The organism is Bradyrhizobium sp. 21 (assembly GCF_023073335.1).
Taxonomy (GTDB): domain Bacteria; phylum Pseudomonadota; class Alphaproteobacteria; order Rhizobiales; family Xanthobacteraceae; genus Bradyrhizobium.
The window spans coordinates 161,483-186,387 of sequence record NZ_JADPJG010000008.1; the positions used below are offsets into that span (position 1 = coordinate 161,483).

Genomic DNA, 24,905 nt, shown 5'->3' on the forward strand with positions numbered 1-24,905 from the left:
CCCTGTGTGTGTCAGATTATTCTGCAGCCCTCAGTCCCTGCTCGGTGGGCTCGTAGCGCTGCCCGTGCTTCACCAGCCAGCCGCCTTCGACCATCTTCCGAGCCATCCCCGTCGAGCAGGCCGGTTGGCTTCCGCCGGGATGATAGACACCGTCCCAGCGCTCGACCAAGAAGCCGTATACGCGCGCAAGCCGCAACGGTTTGAGCATGCCGGGCATGATGATGATGGTACTGGTCATGCGCCTTCACGCTGAGCCGCGTTCAGCAAAGAAACGGCCCCAGGCCAGGGGGAAGGACCCAGGGCTGGGGCCGCTCAGGCTAAACAATTGGATAGCCGATGCGTCTAAAACGCATGCGGATCAAACGCGGAAGGGATTGTGACCGTTCCTATTGATCGCACAGCACCCCGAGCGCGCGTGTGATTGCTTCATCAGCGTCGCTGCTGCGTCACCAGTCGCAACGGGATGTTGTGTGTATTGGCCCGGCCTCGTACGGCCGGTTCTGTCCTGCCTAGCGCACGTGCGATCTCGTCCGGTCGGCGGCCCGCCGCAGCCATCGCCACCAGGCGCTCATGCTCTTCAGGCGTCCACCTTCTCAGCAACGGGTAGCGTGATTGTTGCATTGGCCCAGCAGCCTCCAGCCCATTGCCTGTGCTGCTACACCGGGTCGATTCGCGCCTTAACATATGTGGTCAGGCGCCCCTCAGACTATCGAGAGCGGCTTCACTTGAGACGGCGCAGAGCTACTGCGGGGCGTGGGTGTGGAAGAGGCCGCCAATTGAGGCGGCCCTACCTTCTAAGGCGTCTTCGATCCAGTGCGGCGCGGGTCTCGAACACGCCTACCATGATCCCGATCACCGTGATGCCGCCAAGGGTCAGGATCAAAATCATTCCCAGCATCAGAATTGCCCCCCCGATGTTTCTGGGTTCCCAAGGGCCAAATTGAGCAGTAGTTCCAAAGCTAGTCTGGCGGCTGTAGTCCCGGCGATCTTAACCACTTTTGCCTTCAACGGGGGCTCGCAAGTCCTCGATAACGACAGTAGCGGATACACGCAGTACAGGGCCGCTTTTATCTCTCACCTCGATTGCCAGTGGGCCTGACAGAGGGCGGGATCGGCCGAGAATGATGGCTTCGCCTACTAGCTCGATAGCCATGCGCTCCGCAGTGCTGAGGTCTAGCTGATCAACACCCTCGTGGTCGACGTCGACTTCGTCGTTGTTCCGATGATCGAAGAAGTATTTGCCCATCGGTGGAGAACAGGTCCCATCCCGCCGAGTTCCTACTTGGGCACCCGCAGCGCAGCCCGACTCGGTGTGCGACGGCCGATCGCCCTGATTGTCCTGGGGGAGCTTGTCGTTCATCCGCCAGATACGGCTCGGGTTCACCGAAAGTTTCAGGGCAACATCATTCAGGCTGCTTCGGTCTCTGGGCAACAAATGATAATAAATGACTATGCGCGACTTTTTGCTCAGGTCTGCCTTTGATCACGGGGTCCCGGGTTCGAGCCCCAGCGCGCTCACCGCTCACGCTCCGCGGCATTGATGCCGCAATCGGCGCGTTGTTATGCTGTCGCAGAGCTAGGAGTTTCTCGATGCGCAAAATCGCTGTCGCCGTCATGCTTATCCTGATCGCCGCTCCCGCACTGGCGCAGGACCATGTTCAGCAATATGGCGAACAACCCAAGGAGAAGACGGCGACGGAGAAGGCGGACGACAATCGGTCTGAGCGCGCCTATCAACGCTCCCTCAACAATGTTCCGGACCAGAAGCCGGTCGATCCATGGGGAACTGCCCGCGGCGATGATGTGCCGAAGAAGGCCCCGCCAGCCAGGCCGGCGGTGAAGCATTCGTCCAAGGCCAAGAGCGGCAGTACCGCCAATTAGCAGAAGCCGGAGAATTAACCTCTGCCCGGTCCCAATGCTGTGCCTGACAGGTCTTCAGCTTTCCGGTCCCGCCCCCGCAGCCGGCACACTCAGCGGCGCGCCCCCGACCGAAACAGGGCCGATGGATTTCGACTGCCGAGCCATCCGCTTGCGCATCGCTGCGGACAGTCCGTAGCGGGCATGCGCTCTTCGAATGGAAGACGTGACGTCCGACATCATTGTATTTTGCAGCGAGTCGATCTTCGCGATCAGCGTGGATAGCTGCGAAGATATCTTCTTCACATCGACCCGCTCGTCCGTGATGCTCTGTCGCAGGGAAAGAAGCACCATTGAATCCTGCTGCAGCAGGGCTGCATTTTGCTGCACCGAGGAATTGTTCTCCTGCAGCGAAGCCGTGTGTTGCTGCTGCGCCGCCTGGATCTCCTTCAAGGTGGCGACAACCGGATCCGGTTTTGGCGCGGACACGTCCCAGCGCGGGAGCAGTTCAGCCAAACTGCCGACATTGAGCGATCGAAAATCGGACGGCCATGTATAGATGGCTGCGGAGCCATTGATGGCAAGGGCGCACACCGACAGCGCCAGGATCGATGTCCGGCTGGACCGCTGGATCGGGACCGGAGCGTCCGGGGCTGCGGGTTCCCGTGCGACCGCCGCTGCCAGTGCTGCGGGGTCGAGTTGTTCGACGAGGCCTTGCGTTTCGAAAGTCGCGGTCACGTGCGTTGACCCCAAATGAGCGAGCAAAGGGAAGCCGTCGCCGGAACGTCCTCGCGACGGCTCCTCTACGCAGCACCCATCTCCAACTGCCTAAAATTGTGGGCTTTTCGGATTAATTCCACGTTAGCGGCCCGGCCGGCCGACACGCCCGGCCACCCCGGCCGATTACGGGGTCGGGGTCGATGCGATGGAATTGCGGTGCACTCTCCCTGTCGCCCTTGCCGCCCTCGCCTGGCATCTGTCTGCTGTTCCGGAACCTGCCGCAAAAAGCCGGGAGACAACGCGCCCGAAAAGTGTAGGATTCAGGAAAAGCGGAGGGAGCGGCATGTTTGAAATCAGCGGTTTCGACACGGCAGGCGTCGTCAGCCTCAAGCGGCTGTCACTCGCCGCCGCACTCAAGAAAGCCAAAGAGCTGATCGAGGACGGGTGCTGGGACGTTCAAATCGTTGATCCCGGCGGCCGGGTCTACACCTCGTTCGAACAGCAAGCCGCTTAGGCCTCCACCTTCACCGGCGCTGCCGCTATCCGCCTCGGCCAACGTTAGACGAGGCGCTGTTCAGCCAGCGCTGCGTTGCATCATCGCTCCAGCCGGGCACTGCGAAGCGCGCCGGAGGATCAGCATAGGCGCCACGCCCCACCGCAGGATGGCGTGGATGGGCGTGACGCATCGTTGTGGCGTTTGCAGAGCTGCACAACACGACAGGCCCAGGCCCAAAACCAGGGCAAAACGCAGCGCATCGCATCAGCTCCTATCGCGCAATCGCTCGCTGTCATCTGATGCGCCGATCGGTTCGCCGCAATCGATCGCAGCTTCAAAAGCAGGAGAGAGACGCGCGAGCCATTGCGGTGGCGCAAGCCAGCTCTCGGCTCATTCGCGCCCCGCCGTTGCCAATCAACTCGTTTGGGAGCACGCTCTCTCCAGGCGCGCAGACGCCACTCAGGGAGAAGCACATGAAGGAATCGGGCCTGGATAGTCGCCACCGGGACAAGGATGGCGCGATCAGCAAGAAGCACGGCAACACGCTCGTCGGTACGTTGCGCAAGATCTACGGCAAGGGTTTCGCGGCCGGTTATCCCGATGCGACCCAGCTCAGCGAAGTTCTGCAACAATTGAACGAGACGTCGCTCAGCCAGTTGCGACGCGATCACGACACGGGGCACCTCGGGCACAAGATCGACCACGCTCCGAAGTGACGGAGCTTTGCGCGCACCGCCGGCACGAAAAAGCCCCAGCGCTTGGACGCTGGGGCGTTTCGATGAAAATGAATTGGTGAAGCAATGACGCTTTCATAGCAGCGAATCCGTCGGGCGTTTGTGAACTGGTTCACACGCTTCGTCGCGCGGCAACCCAAGCCAAGCCAAACCCAGCCAAGCCAAGCCAAGCCAAGACCGGAACGGGGTACCGCATCCCCGGAGTTTGAGCATTTCGACGCCGCGCGCTAGCATGAGCCTTTTTACGGAGGCTCATTTGAAACATCTCATTATCATCGCCGCCATTGCACTCGCCGTGACGGCCCCCGCCCGCTCCCAGGCCCTCGTCGATCCCAGCAAGGTTGCGCCCGAATACCGCGAGGCGGCCGAGAAGCGGCGGGCCGAGCAGATGCGGCAGCGCGAATGCGCCCTGAAGGCGGATCTCGAGAAGGTGCTGCCGAGGGATCGCACCGTTTATCTCAACCATTGCCTGGACACGATAGCGGCCAGGCAATAGCGGCTGATCCAGTGCTTTGACGATCTCGGCCTGCCGCCTGTCGCGACAGGCCGACGATGCTTGGCCGCGATACTTGGCCGCGCGGGTCTTGCGAGCACCGCCAGCGCATTCGCGCCCCTATGGCAAAGGCTGCCCGACGCATTCAAGCTTTCTTCAGACATTTGGGCTCACCTGACGAACCATTTCCATCAGTCATTGTCGATCGCGCATGAGTTTCGTCCAGGTTCAGTGCACGCGTTGCAAGAACGTGTTCCGCGATCGCGCCGGACGGTTGCAGGACGGCTATTCCAGGCAATGTCCGAGTTGCGAGGTGGTGCTGTTCTTCACGGAGGACTCGCCGAACCCTCAGGTCAAGCAGGCGATGAAGCGCGCGCGCCACGCCCGCAAGGAGCAGCGCGAAGCCGAAATGGCCAGAATGTCCGCGCCGCAATCGCGCACCAATCCCTCGCGGTCCTACGCCGGACGGATGCAACAGTCGTCGGAGGACGAGGAGTAGCTCACCCGCGCCGCTGCGGCTTCCTCGGAAACAGGCGGTCGCGGATGTAGCGCGAGGTCGGCGTCAGGCGGATGCCGCGCGGCTTCTGCCAGGCGGCGCGGTCGAGCTCGTTCTTGTCGCCGATATCGAGCCGGCCTCTGGCGCCCTTGGCGATGAAGATCGCATCGCTCATCTTGCGGCCGGAACGCTTGTTGCGGGCGGTCACTTCCTTCCAGAGGCTGATCCGGCCGAGCTTCAGCTTGGGCAGCTCTTCCTTGATCTCCCGCCGCAGGCAGTCCTTGTCGGACTCGCGCGCACGCTTGCGGCCGCCCGGGAACATCCACAGGCCGTCCGACCGGCGCCTGACCAACAACACCTTGCCGCGCTTGGCGGCAACCAGCTTGGAAGACTTCGCCATTTCCGCCGTAATCGAAACCAGAATCGCGCCAATGGTAACTTGTCTAGTCGAATAGACAAGTTCGGGGCATGCCTTGATCACAGGCGGCGCAGATCCGAGATCAGCCCTCGCGCGCCCCTGTCTCCGCCCGCATCCCCGCTCTTGTCCCCGCCTCTGCCCGGTCCTCCGTCCTGATCCAGGCCATCATCATCTCCCAGGCCACGGACAGGATGATCGGCCCGATGAACAGGCCGACGATGCCGTGGGCGAGCGTGCCGCCGATCACACCGACGAAGATCACGATGGTCGGCGTGGTCAGGCCGCGTCCCATCACGAGCGGCTTCAACATGGTGTCGAGGAAGCCGACGAGGACGAGAAACACGGTGAGCAGCAGCGCCGTGGTGACGTCCTTGGCGGTCCAGATCCAGATGATCACCGGCAGCAGCACCAGTAAGGCGCCGATCTGCACGATCGAGAGCAACAGCACGATGAAGGCAAGAAGGCCGGCGCTCGGCACGGCCGCGAGCTTGAAGCCGATGCCGGCCAGCAGCGCCTGCACGATCGCAACGCCGATCACGCCTTGCGCCACGGCGCGGATGGTCGCGCCGGCAAGCTCCAGGAAATGCTCGCTCTGCTCCGGCACGATGCGAAACAGGAAGCCGCGGCCGGCCGCAACCAGCCTCGGCCCGTGGGGAAACAGGAAGCCGGCCACGAACACCGAGACCAGGAATTGCAGCGTGCCGACGCCCGCATCGCCCGCGAGTCCCAACAGCGGTCCCGCCAGCGGCTGGAGATACGGCGCCACCTCGCGCAGCACCGCGCGGATGTTGTTGTAGGCCTGCTCCCAGAGATCATAGAGCCAGGGGCCAATGAGCGGCCACGATTTCAGCTGCTCCGGCGCCGACTGCAGCGCGAGGTCGCCGGTGCCGAGCTGGCGCGCCAGCTCGCGCACGCCATCCACGGCGCTGATGCCGAGCCAGGTCGCAGGACCAATGACGATGCCGAGCGTGATCAGGGTCAGGATCGCCGCCGCGGTCTTGGGCCGGCCGCCGAGGATCTTGGCGACCCAGCTGAACGCCGGGTAGAACGCCACTGCGAGCACGCCGCTCCAGGCCAGGATCGGCACGAAGGGGCGGATGATCAGGAAGGTCCAGATGATCAACAGGCCGAGCAGACCGACCCGGATCACGAGCTGGATGATGTCCTCGCCCGTCAGGAGCTGGCGGAGACTTTTCACGGGCACGCCTTTCCTTGCGGCATTGACGCGGGTTCCGGCACTTGCGCGGCCCAGCGTTATTGCCATCCGCGCATCCGGCGTCAAGACGACGGGGCTGGCCCGAGCCGGGCGATGGGGAACGCAATCCGGCCAATCTGCATTCCGAGACGATGGCGCGCTGTCCCGGAGAGCCTGACGCACACGCAGGAATTCACCGCAATGGCGACGCCGGCGCGGCTAAAAGTGATAGTTCACGCCCACCGTGCCGGTCTGGATGTTCAGCTTCACATTGGCAGGCGTCGCCACCAGGTTGCCCGTCGTCACCGGCTGCTCAGTGATCGCACCGAACCCCATGTAATTGTACTCGGCCTTCACCGACCAGTTTGGCATGAACATCCATTCGGCGCCGCCGCCGGCAAGCCAGCCGGTGCGGTTGAAGCTGCCTGAGGCAGAGCCGGCGAGCGCCCCGGCAAGGCCGTTATTGGCGCTGTATCTGTCGCGCGTGAAGGCCGCGCCGCCCTTGGCGTAGAGCAACACGCGGTCGAAGGCGACGCCGAAGCGTCCGGCAATTGTTGCGATGTAGTCGTTCTTCAACGCCAAGGTGAAGCCGGCACCGCCGCCAAAGGGCCCACCGGCGTCGAGCTTGACGCTCGACCACGCGCCGGTGCCCTCGAGGCCCACCACGAAATTGCTGATCTGGTAATTGCCGCCGAACTGGCCGCCCACTACGCCGCCGCTGGCCGTGACCGAGCTCCAGACCGCGGCCGGATCGGCCGGGTCGATGCCGGCCCACTTGCTCCAGGCGCCGCCGCCATGGGCACCGACATAGAAGCCGGTCCAGGTGAAGATCGACGCCGCTATCTGTGCCTTCACCGGCACGGGCGCGATGATGTCGGCGGCAAATGCCGGCGTTGCCAGCGACAACAGCGCAGCCGTCAAAAACAACTTCTTCCCCATGATCTCAACCCCCACAGACGCGCCTTCAAACCGAGGCGATGGCGGGAAATCTAGCTGCCCGATCAGGAACGCGCTTGGACCTGTCGGCGGAACGGCTTGGACTGACCGGCGCTGCCTATATCGGGAAAAACCCGCAACGCCCGCGGCCGAAGGCCGGTTTGGCTAACGCCGATTAACCGGATTTCGGCCGGCCGGTTTACGCCGATGCAAAGGCGTGCGCCTACGCTTCCGTCGAAAGTTTCCCCAAACCACCTTCGGTGCAATGGCCAACAGCATCTGGACGATCGAAGAATTCACCTGCGCGGGTTGCAGCATGAACTACACCGCGACAAGGGAGGAGCATACCGAAGCGCATTCCGGCAGCTTCAAATGCAGCATCTGTAGCGGCGTGGTGCACACCTGGTCCGGCAAGCATCACTTCTTCGGCTGGGAAGCGGTGAAGACCAAGCCTCCGGTGTTCGGAAGGCGCTGGGCGGGCGTGGAGTGGTAGACTGAGGCACTGCCGTCCCTGACCGGTCATGTCGGCGGGCCGCGGATCGCCCCAATTGCGCCGATGCCGTTTGGACTCCGTTCACCGATCGCCGCTAGAGCAGATTGGATCTTCCGCAAACGAACGCGCGCCATGGCCGACCTCAACGCCGTCCTCACCAGGCTCAACGACCGTCTGCTCCGCCTCGAGGGCGAGCTGTTCGTGCTGCGCTCGTTGGCCCGCGCGACACTGACGGCGGGCGACGACCATGCGGCGCGCATGCGCAAGCTGGTCGAGGCCGCAAAGATCGCGCTCGACGACGAGGCCGCGCGCGCTCTCGACAAGCCGACCCGCAAATATGTCGATGCGGCGACAGCGCTGGTGGAGGAATTGCTGGTCGAGCCGACCCCGGCACGGCCGTTGTTCACCGTCATCGACGGCGGCCGGCGCGACTGAGCGCTTTAGAAGAGCCCAGTCGCACCGCGATCGGCAGGATCCGCCTTCAGCCGGCTGAGACCGGCTTCGATGATCGCGATCTCCTCGTCGATCTGGCCGATCGGCAGGCTGAAATCATAGCCCGACCTGCTCTTCAGGTCGACCGCGAGCCGCTGCCGGTGCATCATCAGCTGGTCGAGGCCGCGCCGGTTCTTCAGTCGGACATAAATGTCGACGATCTGCTCGATCGCGCTTGGCATGAAATCGGCCCCGGCGAAAAAGCCCGCGCGGCGCACCCACGCCGGCGGGACAATTTCGGTGTCGCGGTACGCAATACAAATCCGCAACGGATTCGTCGATACGCCAGGCTGGTTGAGAACGTATTACCGTCAGATGATTTTGCGATTGCCGAGCATGAAAAAGCCGCTGGCAATGAGGCCAGCGGCCAAAGCCGGGTTCGAAAACGGATCCGGAATGAAATTTAGCCAGCCCCGGTATGTGCAAATTGTACCGGGGCGCAGAATCCTTCTGTCCAAATTGAAACACAGGAACCGGCGAATCCACCGCTTCTCCTCAGACCGTGGCGGCGCGGCAACGCTAGTCCGTGACGCAGAAATATTTGCGCGGCAGCCGGCGGTAGGCGCTGTAGCGGTAATACGGCCGGTAGGCGTAGCCACGATAGAGCGCCGGCGGCTCCTCGCCGTAATAGGCGCCGTGGTAGAAATTGGTGACGGGCCCTTCGGTGCAACGATAGGCGTCCCAGGTCGGGCCGATGAACGGTGCCACCCCAACCTCGGGCGGAACCGCCGGATAAGGCGGTCCGCCGGCGCGCGCCGCAGTGGTCGCGATCAGTGCCGCGAGAAGGACAAACCACGCGCTCCGCATGCGCTCGCTCCAAGCCGGTGCCATGCGCGCATGGAAGCATCGGACCGGCCGGCTCCGCAATCGCGGAATTCATCGCCGGCCCGCGCCCGGCGCATTGTTGATAACCGCCGCAAACGCGGCGCGGGTGGTGACAGGACGTCCGGACGTGTTATCGGGGAATGACGCAGTTGCGAGACGGATCGGACACCATGCGCATTACCCTCGTCGGCTCCCGCCATTTCGGCGTGACCACCCTCAACATGCTCCGGGAGCACGGTGTCTCGATCGTGCGGGTCGTGGTGGCCGACGCCGAGGATCGCCTCGCCGCCACCGCCCAGGCGGCGGGCATCGACGTCGTGGTCCAAGCCAATCCCAAGCTGGTGGTGGCTTCCGAGATCGCCCCCGACACCGATCTGATCGTCACGGCGCACAGCCACGCCCGGATCGGCAAGGACGCGCTCGCCGCGGCGAAGTTGGGCGGGATCGGCTACCACCCCTCGCTGCTGCCGCGCCATCGCGGCAAGGCTGCCGTGGAATGGACCATCAAGGAAGGCGACCCGATCGCCGGCGGCACGATCTATCACCTCGCCGACCGCATGGACGCCGGCGCCATCGCCGCCCAGGAATGGTGCTTCGTCAAGAAGGGCGAGACGGCGCGGGAGCTGTGGGAGCGCGCGCTCGCTCCGCTCGGGCTCAAATTGCTGGCCGACGTGATCGACTATGCCAAGGTCCACAAGGCGCTGCCGTCCAAGACTCAGGACGAGCAATTCGCCACCTCGGCGCCGAGCCTTTCCTGAGTCGCTCTCCTGCCGTTTACCCCTTAACGTGAAGGGGCCTTGATTTTGCTTCGAAAATTGCTACCGGAAACGCAAATAAACCATTGTTTCCACAGGAACAATTTTCGATTTGGCATTGCAACAAATTTCCGTCACATTTCGTCCCAATAAGCGTCAGCATATCAGACAGATTCAAGGACGAAATTCATGCGTTTTGCTCGCATTGCGGCGTTTTGTGCCGCCTCCGTTATCACCCTCGCCGCGCCCGCTTTCGCCCAGACCCCCTATGACGGCAACTGGCAGGTCACCATCGTCACCAAGAGCGGTTCCTGCGAGCCGACCGCAAGCTCCCTGCTGACGGTTGCCGACGGCAGGATTACCGCGCCCGGCGCTAACGTTTCCGGCACCATCGGCAGCGGGGGACTTGTGAAAGTTTCGATCAATGGTGCATATGCCAACGGTCAACTCAGCGGCAACGCCGGATCGGGAAAGTGGAATGGAGCATCTGCAGGCATACCGTGCAGCGGGCGATGGGAAGCATCGCGCCAATAAGCAATTCGGGAGCAGCATCTTGAGCCGTCAACTGCTGATCGCGACCGCCGTTTTGTTTGCGGCCGGGATTGCCAACTCTGAGAGCAAGGCCCAGTCCGGCCCGTTCGCCCCGCTGGCGGGCAGCTGGAGCGGCTCAGGCACCGTCACCCTGGACGACGGCTCGAGCGAGCGGATCCGCTGCCGGGCCAAATACACTCCGATCGGGCCGACGATGGAGATGTCGCTGACCTGCGCAAGCGACGCCTACAAGTTCAACCTCGGCGCCAGCGTCAAGGCTGAAGGCAGCGCCATCGCCGGCAGCTGGTCCGAGGCCAGCCGCAACATCTCTGGCTCGCTTTCGGGCCGCGGCGCCGGCGGAAATTATGAGCTGGTCGCCGCCACCGCCGGCTTCAACGCCAACATCTCGCTGAAGACGTCCGGCAACAAGCAAAACGTCACGATGCGCGCCGACAGCCAGTTCCGCGGCGCCAACATCTCGCTGTCGCGCTAAGCCGATACGAGCAAATGACAATCGACCCGGTTATCCCGCCGGGTCGATTTTTTATGCATGCGGCACGAACGCAGTGACCTCGATCTCGACCTTGGCCCGGTCGTCCACGAGACCGCCGATGTAGAGCAAGGTCGAGGGCGGGAAATTGCGCCCCAGCGTTTCCTTCCAGGCCGCGCCAATGCCGGCCCCGGCCGCCTCGTATTCGTTGCGGCTGGTCAGGTACCAGGTCAGGCGAACGATGTGCTCGGGGCCGGCCCCGGCCTCGCCCAGGAGCTTGATGATCCGCTTCAGCGCCGTTGCGACCTGCACCGCCATGTCAGGCGCGTAATGGCCGGTCTCATCGCCGCCGGTCTGCCCGGCCAGCACCACCCAGCGGCCCGGCCCTTCCGCCACCACACCATGGGAAAAGCCGCGCGGTTTTTTCCACTCGGCCGGCTGCAGGATTTGCATGAGCGAAGTTCTCCCGATTTTCTCGTTGTTCGCTGAAGCCTTAGCACGCCGCCATGCATCGCTGCACCGGCAGATTTGGCCGTTGCAAACGGCGGCGATGGCGCCGATACCGGCGCTCCCTCAGGACCCTCGCCTCCCCCACCAGCGCCGATGAACACGATACCGTCCAAAACGATGGCTGCCCTGTGGATGGCCGGCTGGCTGGCCCTGATGCTGGTCATGGCAGTGGCCGGACGCGAGACCACGCGCGAGCTCAACGTTTTTCAGATCATGGAAGTGCGCTCGGTGATCGGGTTCACGCTCCTCCTGCCGATCATCTACCGCGCCGGTGGCGTCAGGGCGGTCGCGACCCAGCGCCTGCCTCAGCACCTCGCGCGCAACGGGGTCCATTATTTCGCACAGCTCGGCTGGTTCTACGCACTGACGCTGATCGGGATCGGCCAGGTGGTGGCAATCGAATTCACCATGCCGATCTGGACGGCGCTACTGGCCGCAACTTTCCTGTCCGAACGCATGACCGTCTGGAAGATCGCCGCCATCGTGCTCGGCATCGTCGGCGTCGTCATGATCGTGCGGCCGGCCACCGGCGAAATCAATCCGGGCCAGCTGATCGCGCTCGGGGCCGCGGTCGGCTTCAGTATCTCCATGATATTGGCGAAATCGCTGACCCGGACCGAGAGCGCATTGTCGATCCTGTTCTGGATGATCGTCGTGCAGATGGTCGTGGGCCTGCTGCCGACGCTCTATGTCTGGACCTGGCCGTCAGCCTTCCTGTGGGGCTGGCTCTTCGTCATCGGGGTCTGCGGCACTTTCTCGCACTACTGCCTCGCCAGCGCGCTCCGGTACGCCGATGCGACCATCGTGGTGCCGATGGACTTTTTGCGGGTTCCACTCACCGCAACCGTCGGCTGGCTGCTCTATTCCGAGCGGCTCGATGCCTGGACCGTATTCGGCGCCGCGCTGATCCTGTGCGGCAATCTCCTGAATTTGAAGCCTGCTCCGTCAGTTCCCGTCCGCGCGCAGTGAACCCTCGCTGCGCCTCGCGCGACAAAACCAAGTGGCCGTGTGATTTGGATCACGCTGGAGGGCGATTCCATCGTGCAACACTCGGCCGCAAAGCAACGGGTTGCGGTTGTTTTGCTTGCACGGAGCCGGGCGATTTCGTGTAGGTTTGCTGCCAATTTGTTGCTGCCTGCAATTCGATTCTGTTGGGGATTTCAGATGCGCACTCTCACCCTCCTCGCTTCGCTGATGTGCATGGCGCTGTCGGTCAGCGCCGCCAAGGCCGACCGTCGCGTTGCCTTCGTCGTCGGCAACGGCTCCTACAAGAACGTCGCGCAATTGCCGAACCCGCCGATCGATGCCAAGGCGATGGCGGCGACCTTGCGCAATGTCGGCTTCGAGGTGATCGAAGGATCGAACCTCTCGCGCGACCAGATGACGGAGAAGCTGCTCGATTTCGGCCGCAAGGCGCAGGGCTCCGATGTCGCAGTGTTCTATTATGCCGGTCATGGCATCGCCGTCGGCGGCTCCAACTATCTCCTGCCAGTCGACGCCGACATCAAGTCGGAGATGGACGTCAAGCTTGGCGCCGCCATCAACATCGATCTGACACTCGAGCAGACCATGGGCGACGCCAAGGTCAAGCTCGTCTTCCTCGATGCCTGCCGCGACAATCCGTTTGCCGCCAAGATCAAGTCCAACTCGGCAACGCGCAGCGTCAACGTGCAGAGCGGCCTTGCCGAGATGAAGTCGGGCGAAGGCACGCTGATCGCGTTCGCCACTGGCCCGGGACAGACTGCGCTCGACGGCCAGGAGGGCAACAACAGCCCGTTCACCCGCGCGCTGATCGACAACATCACCAAGCCCGGCATCGAGATCCAGCAGGCGATGACGTCGGTGCGCGCCCAGGTCAACGAGGAGACCCACAAGGGCCAGCTTCCCTGGGGCCACACCAATTTGATCGGCGCGGTCTATCTCAACCAGGGTCCGACGACGCAGGTCGCCAATGCGGCGCCGACGGCGGCTGGCATCGCGCCCGCGGCGACAGGCAGCAATTCGGACGGTGTCGAGCTCGAATACTGGCGCTCGGTCAAGGAGAGCAACAAGCCTGAAGAGCTCAACGCCTACCTCTCCACCTACCCGAACGGCCAGTTCAAGGCGCTGGCGCTGGCGCGGCTCGCCGCGATCAAGAGCGGCCCGTCGACGACGACCCGTAACCTGAACGCAGGTGTCGATCCCGCGACCTTCACCGACGATTCCAGCCAGCTCACCGAGGACCAGATCGGCCTCGACAAGGGCCAGCGCCGCGACGTGCAGCGGCGCCTCACCGGGCTCGGCTTCGACACCAAGGTCACCGGTGCCTTCAGCGAGGACACCCGTACGGTGCTCAAGCGCTGGCAGGCGGCACGTGGCTATCCGTCGACCGGCTATCTCAACAAGCTCCAGCACAAGGCCCTGCTCTCCGAGATCGTGGCCACCACGCCGACGGCGAGCGACGAGAGCGCGAAGCCGGCCCGGCGCGCCAGCGCCCCTGCCCAGAGCGCACCGGCCCAGCATCGCAGCGGCGGCGGCGATCCCGGCGCGGCCTTTGTCGGCGGTGTCGTCGGCGGCATGATGGGCGGCATGTTCCGCCGCTGAGGCGAGACCCGATCGCAAATTACAAAAGCCCGGCTTGAGCCGGGCTTTTTCGTTTGTCACCCCTCATCCTGAGGAGCTTGCGAAGCAAGCGTCTCGAAGGATGAAGGCCCGGATGCTTCCAGGTGGGCCTCATGGCTCGAGACGGCACTGAGGCGTCTCCTCACCATGAGGGGTTAGAGCCTATTTCCCCGCCGCCTTGCGCAGCGCCTCGTTGATGCGGTCCTGCCAGCCCGGGCCGCCCGCCTGGAAATGCTCCAGCACGTCCTGGTCGATCCGCAGCGTGACCTGCTCCTTGATCCCCGGCGTCACGTTCTGCTTCGGCGGCGCCACGACGACCTTGGCGGTCACCTTCTTGAACGCTGCCTCGGCCTCGGTCCTGGCATCGCCAAGCGTGCGCGGCCGCCTCGGTGGTTGATCCGCCATGTCCTAGATTCCCTCAAACAGAGCCGTCGAAAGATACCGCTCGGAGAAGGACGGGACTATAGCCAGGATGGTTTTTCCCGCAGCTTCCGGCCGCTTGCCGATCTGGAGCGCTGCCGCGATCGCGGCGCCCGAGGAGATGCCACCCGGAATCCCCTCATGCCGCGCCAGCGCCCGCGAGGTCTCGATCGCATTCGTCGAGCTGATCTTGACGATCTCGTCGATCACGGCGCGGTCGAGGATGTCAGGGACGAAGCCGGCGCCGATGCCCTGGATCTTGTGCGGCGTGTGCTGGCCGCCCGACAGCACCGGGCTCTCCTCCGGCTCGACCGCGACGACGCGCAAGGAGGGCTTGCGCGGCTTGAGCACCTGGCCGACGCCAGTGATGGTGCCGCCGGTGCCGACGCCCGCGACGAAGAAATCGATGTTGCCGCCGGTGTCGTTCCAGATCTCCTCCGCGGTGGTGCGGCGATGCACCTCGGGGTTGGCGAGATTCTTGAACTGCTGCGGCATCACCGAGTTCGGCGTCGTCTTCAACAGCTCTTCGGCCGCAGCGATGGCGCCCTTCATGCCTTGCGCCGCCGGTGTCAGCACCAGCTCGGCGCCGAGAAAGGCCAGCATCTTGCGCCGTTCGATCGACATCGATTCCGGCATCACCAGCTTGAGCCTATAGCCGCGCGAGGCCGCCACGAAGGCCAGCGCGATGCCGGTATTGCCGGAGGTCGGCTCGATCAGCACGGTGTCGGGCTTGATGATACCCGCCTTCTCCATGGCGATGATCATGGCCGCGCCGATGCGGTCCTTCACGCTTGCGGCGGGATTGAAATATTCAAGTTTGGCCAAAATGGTCGCGTTCACGCCGTGCATGCCCGGCAGCCGGCGCAGGCGGACGATCGGCGTGTCGCCAAAGGCATCGACGATCGAGTCATAGATCCGGCCGCGGCCGGGTTGGTGCGCTGCACCCGTGGTGGACGATGCGTCCATGATCAACTCCCTGTGGCGACGAATTGCGCTTCTGTTGCAGCTCTTGCGTTGTTAGAGACAGCCTGCGGCGACACGCAAGCGACATTGCGGTACGTGTTAAATACGCTGCGTCGCAAAATCGCGTGAGCTTTAATTATCAGAAAACCAACGCATTTGTGTTGCGACCTCGTCAACTGATTCTGCTTATGTTAGACTTAGGTCTCAAAGCTGGGAGGTCACCACGATGTCAGCAGTCGCTGAAGTGTTGTCGACCGTCGCGCCGAACCGCGCTCCGCGTTGCAGTGAGTTGCCCACCTGTCCGGTCTGCGCCGACTCCATGGTCGCCGCCGAAGGTTCTGCGTATGTGTCGGAACACCTGATCAGCTATCTCTGGACCTGCGACAATTGCGGCTACGGTTTTGTCACCAAGCACGCCGTGAAACAGCGTTTCCTGTGTAACTGAATTTTCGCAGTTGCTCTAGCGCGGGGCGATGTCGCCCCTCGCCCAGTTCTCGCGCGTACGCTGATAGAACTCCTCGAACGTTCCCCCTGCGATCGCGTCCCTGATGCCCTGCATCAGGAACTGGTAATAAGCGATATTGATCTCGGACAGCAGCATCGCACCCAGCGTCTCGCCCGCCTTGAAGAGGTGGTGCAAATAGGCGCGCGCGTAGGTGCGCGCCGACGGCCATGAGCTCTCTTCGTCGAGCGGACGCGGATCGTCGGCGTGGCGCGCGTTGCGCAAATTCACCTGGCCGAAGCGGGTGAAGGCAACGCCATGCCGGCCATTGCGTGTCGGCATCACGCAATCGAACATGTCTATGCCGCGCTTGACCGCTTCGAGGATGTCGTCCGGCGTGCCGACGCCCATCAGATAGCGCGGCCGCTCTCTCGGCAGCAGCGGCGCGGTCTCGTCGATCATCGCCAGCATCACGGCCTGCGGCTCACCGACGGCGAGGCCGCCGATCGCATAGCCGTGGAAACCGATCGCGACGAGGCCTTGCGCGCTGGCATGGCGAAGCTGCGGTATGTCGCCGCCCTGCACGATGCCGAACAGCATGTAGCCCTCGGGCGCGCTCTCGAAGGCCCGCTTGCTTCGCTCGCCCCATCGCAGCGACAATTGCATTGCGCGGTCGATGTCGGCGCGCTCGGCGGGCAGCCGCACGCATTCGTCCATCTGCATGGCGATGTCGGAGCCGAGAAAACGCTGCACCTCGATCGAGCGCTCCGGCGACAGCTCGACCTTGGCGCCGTCGATATGTGAACGGAACGTCACGGCGTGCTCGCTGACCTTGCGCAAATCCGCCAGCGACATCACCTGGAAGCCGCCGGAATCCGTCAGCATCGGGCCGTTCCAGCCGGTGAATTTCTGCAAGCCGCCAAGCGCCGCGATCCGCTCGGCGCCGGGACGCAGCATCAGATGATAGGTGTTGCCGAGCACGATGTCGGCACCGGCCTCACGCACCTCGCGCCAGTGCATGCCCTTCATCGCGCCGGCGGTGCCGACCGGCATGAAGGCGGGCGTGCGCATCACGCCGTGCGGCGTGGTCAGGCGCCCGGTGCGCGCGGCGCCATCGGTGGCGAGCAGCTCGAAATGATTGGGCAGACCGGTGTCAGGACGATTCATGACGGTGCTTATTGCGTGTCGGAGGAGGCCGATCAACCCGCGCAGACGATAGTTTGGCCGGCTTGTGCATCAGACTGGGACACGCCGGACACGGATATGTGCGCCCACTGCTCTTGTTAAACAAAACGATACCGTGTAGTTTCCTATCGGGGGCTGGACGAGATGCCGTGGCGAATTTGCCGGCGGCGGTAGATGCGTGATCGCCAGCCACCGACAATGCCCTTCCCTTCAAGTTCGACAGAGATATCCGGCCGTTCGCGTGGCGGGACAAGGCAGTCAGGCGTCCGCCTGATCGGATTCCTGGTCCTGGCGTGCAGCCTGGCGCTCGGCGCCTGCACCTCCCTGCCCCGCACGCCCTATACCGCCGCTGAAGCCAGCACATCACGCGTGCTCGATATCGATGGGCTGCGGCGCTACGCCGACGATCCCGTCACGAAATTCAGCTTCGAAAAGGACACCAGCACCGCGACGAGGTCCTACCTGGCGCTATCAGGCGGCGGCGCTGATGGTGCCTACGGCGTCGGCGTGCTCAACGGCTGGACCGCGGCCAGAACCCGACCCACGTTCTCGGTGGTCTCGGGCGTGAGCACCGGCGGCCTGATTGCGCCCTTTGCCTATCTCGGCTCGCAATATGACGACACGTTGAGGGAGGTTTACACCAGCGGTATCGCGGAGAGCCTGTTGAGCGATGCCAGCATCATGCGCGTGCTGTTCGGATCCGGCCTGTTCGGCAACACGCGGCTGCGCGAGCTCGTCGCCCGCTATGTCGGGCCGGAGATCATGGCCCAGGTCGCACGCGAGAACGCCAAGGGCCGCAAGCTGTTGGTGGTGACAACCGATCTCGACACCCAGCGCACCGCGATCTGGGACATGGGCAAGATCGCCGCGGTCGGCACGCCGGAGGCGCTCAAACTGTTTCGCGACGTGATGGCGGCCTCCGCCAGCATCCCCCTGGTGTTTCCGCCGATCATGATCGATGCCGAAGGCCAGGGTCGCAGGTTTCAAGAGATGCATGTCGACGGCGGCGTGACGGCGCCGGTGCTGACGCTGCCGGAAGCCCTGCTTTTCCAGGGTAGCCGCCTGCCCGGCAATGCGAGGATGGACATCTACATCCTCGTCAACAAGAAGATCGAACGCAACTTCGAGCTCGTGTCCAACAGCACCATCGACGTTGCCTCACGCAGCCTGTCGTCGATCACCCAGTCGCAGACCCGTTCGATCATCTTCTCGACCTATGATTTCGCCAGACGCAATCGCCTGGGCTTCCATCTCTCCTACATCGCGCGTGACTATCCTGCGGCTCCTTCGGAAGGGTTCGACACCGCCTATATGCGCGCGCTCTACCAGCACGGATATGAGAAGGCCGCGTCCGGCCAGGCCTGGACTTCGGCGCTGCCGTGATCTTGCGCGGCGGAACGACGCCGTGCTGAAACCGTTGACGATACGGCCAATTCGGCCAGATTCGCGATGACGACCCCGCTCCTGCGCGATATAGATCGAATGGCGACTGTCGGAAACGCGCAGGAATCATTGGCATGGGTTTGACTGCGACCAGGACAAAGTCGGCAGCGGCACGGCGCGAGGTGCCGAAATCCCGCGGCGGCCGGCCGACGAAAACCGCCGCCCTCGAGCGCGACCAGCGGCTGATCGAGGTCGCCACCCGCCTGTTCCTGGATCGCGGCTTCGACGCGACCTCGCTCGATGCGGTGGCTGAAGCGGCTCGGGTCAGCAAGCCGACCGTCTATTCCCGCTATGGCGACAAGCGCGGCCTGTTTGCAGCCGTGCTGAGGCGCGAGATTGCGCGCTGGCTCGCGCCGCTGTCCGCCGCCGCCGAGACGCAGCTCAGCAGCGCCTCGGACATCTCGGTCGAACAGCGGCTGGTCGAGATCGGACGCGAGATGCTGACCTTCACCTGCGGACTCGACGCCGTCGCATTCAGCCGCATGATGACGTCACAGGCGATCAACTTCCCTGACATCGCCAAGCTCGGCAAGGAAGAGGGCTGGCTCAAGGCCGTCGCCACCACGGCGCGTTTCTTCGACCATCTGGTGGCCCAGGGCGCGCTCGACGTCGACGACACCACCATCGCGGCGGAAGTGTTTCTCGACGTCGTCGTCGGTCACACCCACCGCATGGCGACGTTCGGAACGGTGCTCGAGCTGAAGGGCGCGGAAAAGCGGATGCGCGCGGCGATCAAGCTGTTCCTGGCAGGCGCCCTCGGTCCTGCGGACCGCGCCCAGAACGCGGCGAAGCCCAGCCCGCGGCGGCGTCCGTCCCGCTGACAATTCCGTGAGGTTGCGATCTTTTGCGAGGGACCCGCGCCCGCGCCGTTGACCAAAACAAAACGATACGGTATGGTTTAGTTATAGAGCGATGCGGATCGCTTTTTCACAGCCCCAAAGAGGTCCGCACCGCTTCGATCGCCGCGGCGGGTACAGCCCGTCGCGACGCTCAGCGGCCGACCGATGCCCAAGGTCGGCCGCAAATTCTTTACGATCATCCGGCACACTCGCTGGCCAAGGGTTTCGAGCATGACGACAGCCAAACCATGGACCACGGGATTGCTTGCGATCGCCCTGTCCGCACTCCTCCTCGCAGCGCCGGCGCGGGCGATCGTGAGTACGGGCACGCCCACTGCGCTTTACAACGACACAGATGGTGACGGTGAGGCCGACCGCCAAGCGGTCAGCCGCGAGATCGAGCGCTTCCGCAGCTCGTCGATCTCGATCAGCCAGGCCATGGCGATTGCGGAATCACGTCACGCCGGTGCCACCACGGCGGATGTGAGTTTCGACGGCGCCTCGGGCGTGCCGGTCTACCGGGTGAAGACCCTGCATAACGACCGGATCTGGCGCCACACCATCAATGCGGCGACCGGCGAGCTGGTCGGCGGGGAAGCTGCCCTGCCCCTCGCCGAGCTCGATCTCGACGACCGCAGCAACCTCGCAGCGCTCGGTGCCATCAAGCACCGCCTTGCGGATGCCGTGCACGTTGCCGAGCGTGCGGCCTCCGGCAAGGCGATCAGCGGCGGGCTGGTGCGCGAACGCGGCCGGCTGAATTTCGCGATCGTCGTCATCAGTGGCGACAACCTCAAGGAGGTCATCCTCGAACCGCCGGGCGCCCGGACTAAATAGCGGCGGCCGCAATCCCGCCGAAAAGCCATTGACGGGCGCAAGACTCTCCCGCATAAGTCGCCGCCATGTTCACGACCACCAAACGCACGACTAAAACCACCACGGCCTTCGGGGCCCGGGGAGGCGTGCGCGTGTAGTCGTCGACTAAAACGCAATCCACTCTACCGAAGCCCCGCCCTCGTTGGTCCGGGGCTTTTTTGTTGTCTTTAGCTCAATGGAGGAGAACGTGAGTAACGATCCCGTCGTCGCGATTGTCGGCGTCACCGGTGCGGTGGGCGCCGAATTCATCGCCACCATGGACAAGCGCGGCTTTCGCGTCGGCAAGCTCAAGGCGCTGGCGAGCGCGCGGTCGGCCGGCAAGACGGTGTCGTTTCGCGGGCAGAACGTCGTCATCGAGGAACTGACCGAGCGCGCCTTTGAGGGCGTCGACATCGCGCTGTTTTCGGCCGGCGGCAGCATCTCCAAGAAGTACGCGCCGATCGCGGTCAAGGCCGGCGCCGTCGTTGTCGACAACTCCTCCGCTTTCCGCATGGATCCGAACGTGCCGCTGGTGATCCCCGAGGTCAACGGCAACCGCATCCGCGACCACAAGGGCATCATCGCCAACCCGAATTGCGCGGCGATCACCGCGCTCGTGCCGCTCTGGCCGATCCACCAGAACAACCGCATCAAGCGCGTGATCATCTCGACCTACCAGGCCGCATCCGGCGCCGGCGCCGCCGCGATGGAGGAGCTGGTCGAGTCCACCCGCGCCAATCTCAACGGGCAGGTCTATACGCCCAAGGTGATGCCGCACCCCTACGCCTTCAACCTCTTCAACCACAACACGGCCATCGATCCCGAGACCGGCTACAACGACGAAGAGACCAAGGTCATCAAGGAAACCCGCAAGATTTTTGAGGACGACAAGATCGCCATTGGCGTGACTTGCGTCCGCGTGCCGGTGCTGCGCGCCCATTGCGAGGCCATCACCTTCGAATGCGAGAAAGAGATCACCGAGGATCAGGTCCGCGCCATCATGGCGCAGGCGCCAGGCGTCAAAGTCGTCGACGACCGCGTGAAGAATTACTTCCCGATGCCGATCGACGCCTCGGGCCAGGACGACGTCCTGGTCGGCCGCATCCGCAAGGATCTCAGCGATCCCTCAGGGCATTCGATCTCGATGTTCGTGGCGGCGGATCAGTTGCTCAAGGGCGCGGCGCTGAACGCGGTGCAGATCGCGGAGCTGCTGCCGCAGCGGGTGATGGCGTAACCAAGAAGGTGCGAAGGGTGGATTAGCCGAAGGCGCAATCCACCTCTTCTGCTTCCGCGGAGACAGACTGTGGTGGGTTACGCCTTGCGGCTAACCCACCCTACGGCTCTGCCCGAAACAGCAAACACGCATCCCCATACGAATAGAACCGGTACCCGTCCGCGATCGCATGCGCATACGCCTGCTGCATCGTCTCGAGCCCAGAGAACGCCGAGACCAGCATGAACAGCGTCGATTTTGGCAAATGGAAATTGGTCATCAAGATATCGACGGCGCGGAAGCGATAGCCCGGCGTGATGAAGATCGACGTGTCGGCGGCGAAGGGCTGGATGGTGCCGTCCTCGCTTGCTGCGCTCTCGAGCAGCCGCAATGACGTGGTGCCAACCGCCACGATACGGCCGCCGTTCCTCCGCGCGGTGTTGAGCCGCTCGGCGGTCTCGGCCGGAATCGTGCCCCACTCGGCATGCATCTTGTGGCCGTCGGTGTCGTCCACCTTGACTGGCAGGAACGTCCCTGCCCCGACATGCAGCGTGACGCGGTTGATGCCGATGCCGCGCGCGTGCAGCGCCTGCTCCAGCGCCGGCGTGAAATGCAGGCCTGCCGTCGGCGCGGCAACGGCGCCTTCGTTCGCCGCGAACATGGTCTGGTAGTCGGCGAGGTCTTGCTCGTCCGGCGTGCGTTTGGAAGCGATATAGGGCGGCAGCGGCGGGCTGCCGAGATCGGCGATGGCCTGATCCAGCGCCGGGCCGTGGAACGAGAATGACAGGGTCACCTCGCCCTCGGCGCCCTTGGCCTCGACCTCGGCATCGAGATGGCCGAGCAGGCAGACCTTGCTCTCATTGCCGAAGCGGATGCGGTCGCCGGCCGTGAGTTTCTTGGCGGGCTTCACCAGCGCCTGCCAGCGCGAGCCGTCGAGGCGTTTGATCAGCGTCGCCTCGATCTTCGGCTCGGTCTCGCGGCCGATGCGGCGGCCTTTCAATTGCGCCGCGATCACCTTGGTGTCGTTGACGACGAGCTGGTCGCCCGGCTTCAGCCATTGCGGCAGGTCGGCGATGATTTGGTCGCGCAACGTGGCGTGCTCCACGACGAGCATTTTCGCGGAGTCGCGCGGCTGCGCCGGGCGCAGTGCAATGCGCTCGGGGGGGAGAGCGAAATCGAAGAGGTCGGTGCGCATGTCGGGCTCGGCGCCACACAGTCACTCCTCATCCTGAGGAGCGCGGAACGCGCGTCTCGAAGGATGAAGGCCTCGCTGCTGCAGCTCGGCCTTCATGGTTCGAGACGGCGCTACGCGCCTCCTCACCATGAGGAGAAACGCCTACTCCGCGTCAGCCGCCATCCGCGCCTTGACGATCTTGTCGGGGTTCTGCACCGGCTCGCCGCGCTTGATCTTGTCGACGTTCTCCATGCCCTCGGTGACCTTGCCCCACACCGTGTACTGGTTGTCGAGGAAGCGGGCGTCGTCGAACACGATGAAGAACTGGCTGTCGCCGGAATCCGGGCTGGCGGCGCGGGCCATCGACGTGGTGCCGCGCACATGCGGCTCCTTGTTGAACTCGGCCTTCAGCTTCTGGCCGGAGCCGCCGGTGCCGGTGCCCTGCGGGCAGCCGGTCTGCGCCATGAAGCCGTCGATGACGCGATGGAACACGATGCCGTCGTAAAAGCCCTCGCGCACCAGCTCCTTGATGCGCGCGACGTGGCCGGGCGCCAGGTCGGGCCGCATCTCGATGGTGACGGGGCCCTGCGTGGTCTCGAGGATCAGGGTGTTTTCGGTGGCGCTCATGCTCGTCTCTCTTGGGTTGGGGGTGAAGTCTTGTCAGGTGAGGTTTTGCGGTTGCGAAACTGGATCGCGAATGGACGCCCCGCAGCGGCGCCGGCCATCGCATCGGTAAATGGCATCGGCGAGCAGCGTTGCAACGCCTGCATCACCGCGATCCGGTATTGCAGCCGGTCCTCATCGGAGGCCTCCGCGGATTCATAGGTAATCCTCGGATGGCCCAAAATGTTTCCGGCCCGGTTAAAGCTCACGACGACCGTGATGTCGATCGGGCGAGCCTTGGCGGCCGGTGGCGGCTTCCAGCAGGTCCGCAGGTGCCGGAAAATGTCCTGGATGGTATTGACCTGGGCGTCTGCGGCGGCCGCGCTGGAGGTGCCGAACAGCAGCACCGCAGCAACCAGCAGAAGCCTGTTGCCGCAGCGCGCCATGACCTTCTCCTATTTGATGTCGGAGGCGACCTGCACCTTCACCATCTTGTCGGGATCAGTGACCGTGCCGCTGCCTGAACCGGGAGGAGCCTTCTTCAGCTTGTCGACGACGTCCATGCCCTGCACGACCTCGCCGATCACGGTGTACTGGTTGTCGAGGCTGCCGCCGTCGGCGAACATGATGAAGAACTGCGAGTTGGCGGTGTCGACGCTGTCGCCGCGCCGCGCCATCCCGACGATGCCGCGGGCAAAATGCACCTTGGAGAATTCCTGCTTCAGGTTCGGATATTTCGAGCCGCCGGTGCCGTTGAATTTCTCGCCGTCGCCGGTCTGCGCCATGAAGCCGTCCATCACGCGGTGGAACGGCACGTTGTTGTAATAGCCCTCGCGCGCGAGCTGCTTGATGCGCTCGGCGTGCTGCGGCGCCAGATCGGTCCGCAGCTTGATGACGATGCGGCCCTTGGTGGTGTCGATGACGATGGCGTTGGCCTTGTCGAGGCCGGCCGGCAAGGCTTGCGCAAAGGCCGGCACCGCGAACAGAAGCGCGGCAAGAACTGCGAGAATACGGATCATGACAACTCCGGATCAGAGATGAGAGAGGAAGCGCGCCCTTATCAGGCGAATTTGGCCTTGAGCTGTGCCGCAACCGGCGGCGGGACGAAGGCCGAGATGTCCCCGCCCATGGCGGCGATCTGGCGCACCAAAGTGGCGGTGATCGGGCGGACCATTGGAGAGGCCGGCAGGAAGACCGTATGCACCTCGGGCGCCATGGCCTCGTTCATGCCGGCGAGCTGCATCTCGTAGTCGAGGTCGGTGCCGTCGCGCAGGCCCCGAATCATGATGGTCGCGCCGTGCTTGCGCGCCGAGGTCACCGACAGATCGTCAAATGTCACGGCCTCGAGCACGCAGCCGGCCTGGGCCGCCACCGGCCCGCAAACGTCACGGAGCATCTGCAGCCGCTCCTCGGTCGAGAACAGCGGCTTCTTGCCGGGATGGAGCCCGATCGCGACAACGAGCCTGTCGCACAGGGATACGCTGTGCCGGACCACGTCCAGATGGCCGTTGGTGATGGGGTCGAAGGAACCTGGGTAGAAGGCAATGCGCGGCATGGGCCACGTCCTACCGCGCCCGGCCCGAGCGGGCAAGCCGGCCAGGTTCCTTGGCCGTTTCCTGGCCATTTCTCGCAAAATATCCCGCCGGCGATGTCGGCGACGGTCGGTTTGTTTCGTCCTGAGGGCGGCCACGAAACAAAAGGACGCGCGAACGAAACCATTTCCGACGGC

At 63.9% G+C, this 24,905-nt stretch carries 34 protein-coding genes; 17 read left to right on the forward strand and 17 right to left on the reverse strand.

Features of this window, described 5'->3' with window-relative positions; genetic code table 11:
- Positions 1 to 16: 16 nt before the first annotated feature.
- Both IVB31_RS12645 and IVB31_RS12650 read right to left on the reverse strand, forming a co-directional pair.
- The gene (locus tag IVB31_RS12645) at positions 17 to 238 is read right to left on the reverse strand and encodes a hypothetical protein (RefSeq protein WP_247322466.1); all 222 of its coding nucleotides are present in this window, start codon (positions 236 to 238) and stop codon (positions 17 to 19) included.
- A 191-nt stretch (positions 239 to 429) separates the two neighbouring features.
- Positions 430 to 684, reverse strand: a complete 255-nt coding sequence (locus tag IVB31_RS12650) for an SANT/Myb-like DNA-binding domain-containing protein (protein WP_346730866.1) — start codon at positions 682 to 684, stop codon at positions 430 to 432.
- Between the two features lie 906 nt (positions 685 to 1,590).
- Here IVB31_RS12650 and IVB31_RS12655 point away from each other — a divergent pair.
- Positions 1,591 to 1,881, forward strand: a complete 291-nt coding sequence (locus tag IVB31_RS12655) for a hypothetical protein (protein WP_247322467.1) — start codon at positions 1,591 to 1,593, stop codon at positions 1,879 to 1,881.
- Positions 1,882 to 1,935: 54 nt separating this feature from the next.
- Here IVB31_RS12655 and IVB31_RS12660 read toward each other — a convergent pair whose 3' ends face one another.
- Complete coding sequence (locus IVB31_RS12660; RefSeq protein WP_247322468.1) at positions 1,936 to 2,595, reverse strand: hypothetical protein; 660 nt, start codon at positions 2,593 to 2,595, stop codon at positions 1,936 to 1,938.
- 325 nt (positions 2,596 to 2,920) lie between these two features.
- Between IVB31_RS12660 and IVB31_RS12665 the strand changes: the two genes are divergently transcribed.
- The 4 genes from IVB31_RS12665 to IVB31_RS12680 all read left to right on the forward strand — a co-directional run bounded on the left by IVB31_RS12665 (position 2,921) and on the right by IVB31_RS12680 (position 4,799).
- A complete protein-coding gene (locus IVB31_RS12665) occupies positions 2,921 to 3,091 on the forward strand; it encodes a hypothetical protein (RefSeq protein ID WP_247322469.1) in 171 nt (56 codons plus the stop codon).
- 455 nt (positions 3,092 to 3,546) lie between these two features.
- Positions 3,547 to 3,789: a hypothetical protein gene (locus tag IVB31_RS12670; RefSeq protein ID WP_247322479.1), complete on the forward strand. Its 243-nt coding sequence runs from the start codon at positions 3,547 to 3,549 to the stop codon at positions 3,787 to 3,789.
- 274 nt (positions 3,790 to 4,063) lie between these two features.
- Positions 4,064 to 4,303, forward strand: a complete 240-nt coding sequence (locus IVB31_RS12675; RefSeq protein ID WP_247322481.1) for a hypothetical protein — start codon at positions 4,064 to 4,066, stop codon at positions 4,301 to 4,303.
- Positions 4,304 to 4,511: 208 nt separating this feature from the next.
- A complete protein-coding gene (locus IVB31_RS12680; protein ID WP_247322483.1) occupies positions 4,512 to 4,799 on the forward strand; it encodes a Zn-ribbon domain-containing protein in 288 nt (95 codons plus the stop codon).
- A gap of 1 nt (position 4,800) precedes the next feature.
- On the opposite strand, the gene IVB31_RS12685 is transcribed toward IVB31_RS12680, so the two are convergent.
- The 3 genes from IVB31_RS12685 to IVB31_RS12695 form a co-directional block, all read right to left on the reverse strand.
- On the reverse strand, positions 4,801 to 5,196 hold the full coding sequence (locus IVB31_RS12685) for an NUDIX hydrolase (protein ID WP_247322485.1): 396 nt from the start codon (positions 5,194 to 5,196) through the stop codon (positions 4,801 to 4,803).
- A gap of 100 nt (positions 5,197 to 5,296) precedes the next feature.
- On the reverse strand, positions 5,297 to 6,412 hold the full coding sequence (locus IVB31_RS12690) for an AI-2E family transporter (protein WP_247322496.1): 1,116 nt from the start codon (positions 6,410 to 6,412) through the stop codon (positions 5,297 to 5,299).
- Positions 6,413 to 6,628: 216 nt separating this feature from the next.
- Positions 6,629 to 7,348, reverse strand: coding sequence for an outer membrane beta-barrel protein (locus IVB31_RS12695; protein WP_247322498.1), 720 nt, complete (start codon positions 7,346 to 7,348; stop codon positions 6,629 to 6,631).
- A gap of 262 nt (positions 7,349 to 7,610) precedes the next feature.
- Here IVB31_RS12695 and IVB31_RS12700 point away from each other — a divergent pair, with 262 nt between their 5' ends.
- Both IVB31_RS12700 and IVB31_RS12705 read left to right on the forward strand, forming a co-directional pair.
- The gene (locus IVB31_RS12700; protein WP_247322500.1) at positions 7,611 to 7,838 is read left to right on the forward strand and encodes a hypothetical protein; all 228 of its coding nucleotides are present in this window, start codon (positions 7,611 to 7,613) and stop codon (positions 7,836 to 7,838) included.
- A gap of 132 nt (positions 7,839 to 7,970) precedes the next feature.
- Positions 7,971 to 8,273 (forward strand): hypothetical protein, encoded by a 303-nt coding sequence (locus IVB31_RS12705; protein ID WP_247322502.1) that lies wholly within the window; start codon positions 7,971 to 7,973, stop codon positions 8,271 to 8,273.
- 5 nt (positions 8,274 to 8,278) lie between these two features.
- On the opposite strand, the gene IVB31_RS12710 is transcribed toward IVB31_RS12705, so the two are convergent.
- Both IVB31_RS12710 and IVB31_RS12715 read right to left on the reverse strand, forming a co-directional pair.
- Positions 8,279 to 8,512 (reverse strand): hypothetical protein, encoded by a 234-nt coding sequence (locus IVB31_RS12710; protein WP_247322504.1) that lies wholly within the window; start codon positions 8,510 to 8,512, stop codon positions 8,279 to 8,281.
- A gap of 337 nt (positions 8,513 to 8,849) precedes the next feature.
- Positions 8,850 to 9,137: a hypothetical protein gene (locus tag IVB31_RS12715; protein ID WP_247322506.1), complete on the reverse strand. Its 288-nt coding sequence runs from the start codon at positions 9,135 to 9,137 to the stop codon at positions 8,850 to 8,852.
- Between the two features lie 188 nt (positions 9,138 to 9,325).
- Here IVB31_RS12715 and IVB31_RS12720 point away from each other — a divergent pair, with 188 nt between their 5' ends.
- From IVB31_RS12720 to IVB31_RS12730, 3 genes are all read left to right on the forward strand, one after another.
- Positions 9,326 to 9,913, forward strand: a complete 588-nt coding sequence (locus tag IVB31_RS12720; RefSeq protein WP_247322508.1) for a formyltransferase family protein — start codon at positions 9,326 to 9,328, stop codon at positions 9,911 to 9,913.
- Between the two features lie 186 nt (positions 9,914 to 10,099).
- A complete protein-coding gene (locus IVB31_RS12725; protein ID WP_247322510.1) occupies positions 10,100 to 10,444 on the forward strand; it encodes a hypothetical protein in 345 nt (114 codons plus the stop codon).
- Entirely contained in the window at positions 10,389 to 10,934 is a 546-nt protein-coding gene (locus tag IVB31_RS12730; RefSeq protein WP_247322512.1) for a hypothetical protein, read from the forward strand. The genes IVB31_RS12725 and IVB31_RS12730 overlap by 56 nt, the downstream gene beginning before the upstream one ends.
- Positions 10,935 to 10,985: 51 nt before the next feature.
- On the opposite strand, the gene IVB31_RS12735 is transcribed toward IVB31_RS12730, so the two are convergent.
- Positions 10,986 to 11,384, reverse strand: a complete 399-nt coding sequence (locus tag IVB31_RS12735; RefSeq protein ID WP_247322514.1) for a RidA family protein — start codon at positions 11,382 to 11,384, stop codon at positions 10,986 to 10,988.
- A gap of 150 nt (positions 11,385 to 11,534) precedes the next feature.
- Between IVB31_RS12735 and IVB31_RS12740 the strand changes: the two genes are divergently transcribed.
- Both IVB31_RS12740 and IVB31_RS12745 read left to right on the forward strand, forming a co-directional pair.
- Positions 11,535 to 12,410 carry a DMT family transporter gene (locus IVB31_RS12740; protein ID WP_247322516.1) on the forward strand — a complete coding sequence of 292 codons (876 nt, stop codon included), beginning with the start codon at positions 11,535 to 11,537 and terminating at the stop codon, positions 12,408 to 12,410.
- Between the two features lie 195 nt (positions 12,411 to 12,605).
- The gene (locus tag IVB31_RS12745) at positions 12,606 to 14,024 is read left to right on the forward strand and encodes a caspase family protein (protein ID WP_247322518.1); all 1,419 of its coding nucleotides are present in this window, start codon (positions 12,606 to 12,608) and stop codon (positions 14,022 to 14,024) included.
- Between the two features lie 180 nt (positions 14,025 to 14,204).
- On the opposite strand, the gene IVB31_RS12750 is transcribed toward IVB31_RS12745, so the two are convergent.
- Together IVB31_RS12750 and cysK are read right to left on the reverse strand one after the other, a co-directional pair.
- A complete protein-coding gene (locus IVB31_RS12750; RefSeq protein ID WP_247322520.1) occupies positions 14,205 to 14,447 on the reverse strand; it encodes a BrnA antitoxin family protein in 243 nt (80 codons plus the stop codon).
- 3 nt (positions 14,448 to 14,450) lie between these two features.
- Positions 14,451 to 15,428 carry a cysteine synthase A gene (cysK, locus tag IVB31_RS12755; RefSeq protein ID WP_247322522.1) on the reverse strand — a complete coding sequence of 326 codons (978 nt, stop codon included), beginning with the start codon at positions 15,426 to 15,428 and terminating at the stop codon, positions 14,451 to 14,453.
- A gap of 223 nt (positions 15,429 to 15,651) precedes the next feature.
- Here cysK and IVB31_RS12760 point away from each other — a divergent pair, with 223 nt between their 5' ends.
- The gene (locus tag IVB31_RS12760; RefSeq protein ID WP_007610632.1) at positions 15,652 to 15,870 is read left to right on the forward strand and encodes a hypothetical protein; all 219 of its coding nucleotides are present in this window, start codon (positions 15,652 to 15,654) and stop codon (positions 15,868 to 15,870) included.
- Between the two features lie 15 nt (positions 15,871 to 15,885).
- Here IVB31_RS12760 and tgt read toward each other — a convergent pair whose 3' ends face one another.
- Positions 15,886 to 17,034, reverse strand: coding sequence for a tRNA guanosine(34) transglycosylase Tgt (gene tgt, locus IVB31_RS12765; RefSeq protein ID WP_247322524.1), 1,149 nt, complete (start codon positions 17,032 to 17,034; stop codon positions 15,886 to 15,888).
- 192 nt (positions 17,035 to 17,226) lie between these two features.
- Between tgt and IVB31_RS12770 the strand changes: the two genes are divergently transcribed.
- The 4 genes from IVB31_RS12770 to IVB31_RS12785 all read left to right on the forward strand — a co-directional run bounded on the left by IVB31_RS12770 (position 17,227) and on the right by IVB31_RS12785 (position 21,420).
- A complete protein-coding gene (locus IVB31_RS12770; protein ID WP_247322527.1) occupies positions 17,227 to 18,435 on the forward strand; it encodes a patatin-like phospholipase family protein in 1,209 nt (402 codons plus the stop codon).
- Positions 18,436 to 18,569: 134 nt separating this feature from the next.
- Positions 18,570 to 19,316 carry a TetR/AcrR family transcriptional regulator gene (locus IVB31_RS12775; RefSeq protein ID WP_247322529.1) on the forward strand — a complete coding sequence of 249 codons (747 nt, stop codon included), beginning with the start codon at positions 18,570 to 18,572 and terminating at the stop codon, positions 19,314 to 19,316.
- 249 nt (positions 19,317 to 19,565) lie between these two features.
- Entirely contained in the window at positions 19,566 to 20,168 is a 603-nt protein-coding gene (locus IVB31_RS12780; RefSeq protein WP_247322671.1) for a PepSY domain-containing protein, read from the forward strand.
- Positions 20,169 to 20,382: 214 nt separating this feature from the next.
- The gene (locus IVB31_RS12785; RefSeq protein WP_247322531.1) at positions 20,383 to 21,420 is read left to right on the forward strand and encodes an aspartate-semialdehyde dehydrogenase; all 1,038 of its coding nucleotides are present in this window, start codon (positions 20,383 to 20,385) and stop codon (positions 21,418 to 21,420) included.
- 100 nt (positions 21,421 to 21,520) lie between these two features.
- Here IVB31_RS12785 and queA read toward each other — a convergent pair whose 3' ends face one another.
- The 5 genes from queA to coaD all read right to left on the reverse strand — a co-directional run bounded on the left by queA (position 21,521) and on the right by coaD (position 24,731).
- Positions 21,521 to 22,594 (reverse strand): tRNA preQ1(34) S-adenosylmethionine ribosyltransferase-isomerase QueA, encoded by a 1,074-nt coding sequence (gene queA / locus IVB31_RS12790; RefSeq protein ID WP_247322533.1) that lies wholly within the window; start codon positions 22,592 to 22,594, stop codon positions 21,521 to 21,523.
- Positions 22,595 to 22,735: 141 nt separating this feature from the next.
- Positions 22,736 to 23,200: a peptidylprolyl isomerase gene (locus IVB31_RS12795; protein WP_247322536.1), complete on the reverse strand. Its 465-nt coding sequence runs from the start codon at positions 23,198 to 23,200 to the stop codon at positions 22,736 to 22,738.
- Entirely contained in the window at positions 23,197 to 23,622 is a 426-nt protein-coding gene (locus IVB31_RS12800; protein ID WP_247322538.1) for a hypothetical protein, read from the reverse strand. The genes IVB31_RS12795 and IVB31_RS12800 overlap by 4 nt, the downstream gene beginning before the upstream one ends.
- Positions 23,623 to 23,631: 9 nt before the next feature.
- On the reverse strand, positions 23,632 to 24,195 hold the full coding sequence (locus tag IVB31_RS12805; protein WP_247322541.1) for a peptidylprolyl isomerase: 564 nt from the start codon (positions 24,193 to 24,195) through the stop codon (positions 23,632 to 23,634).
- Positions 24,196 to 24,236: 41 nt separating this feature from the next.
- On the reverse strand, positions 24,237 to 24,731 hold the full coding sequence (coaD, locus tag IVB31_RS12810) for a pantetheine-phosphate adenylyltransferase (protein ID WP_247322543.1): 495 nt from the start codon (positions 24,729 to 24,731) through the stop codon (positions 24,237 to 24,239).
- Between the last annotated feature and the right edge of the window lie 174 nt (positions 24,732 to 24,905).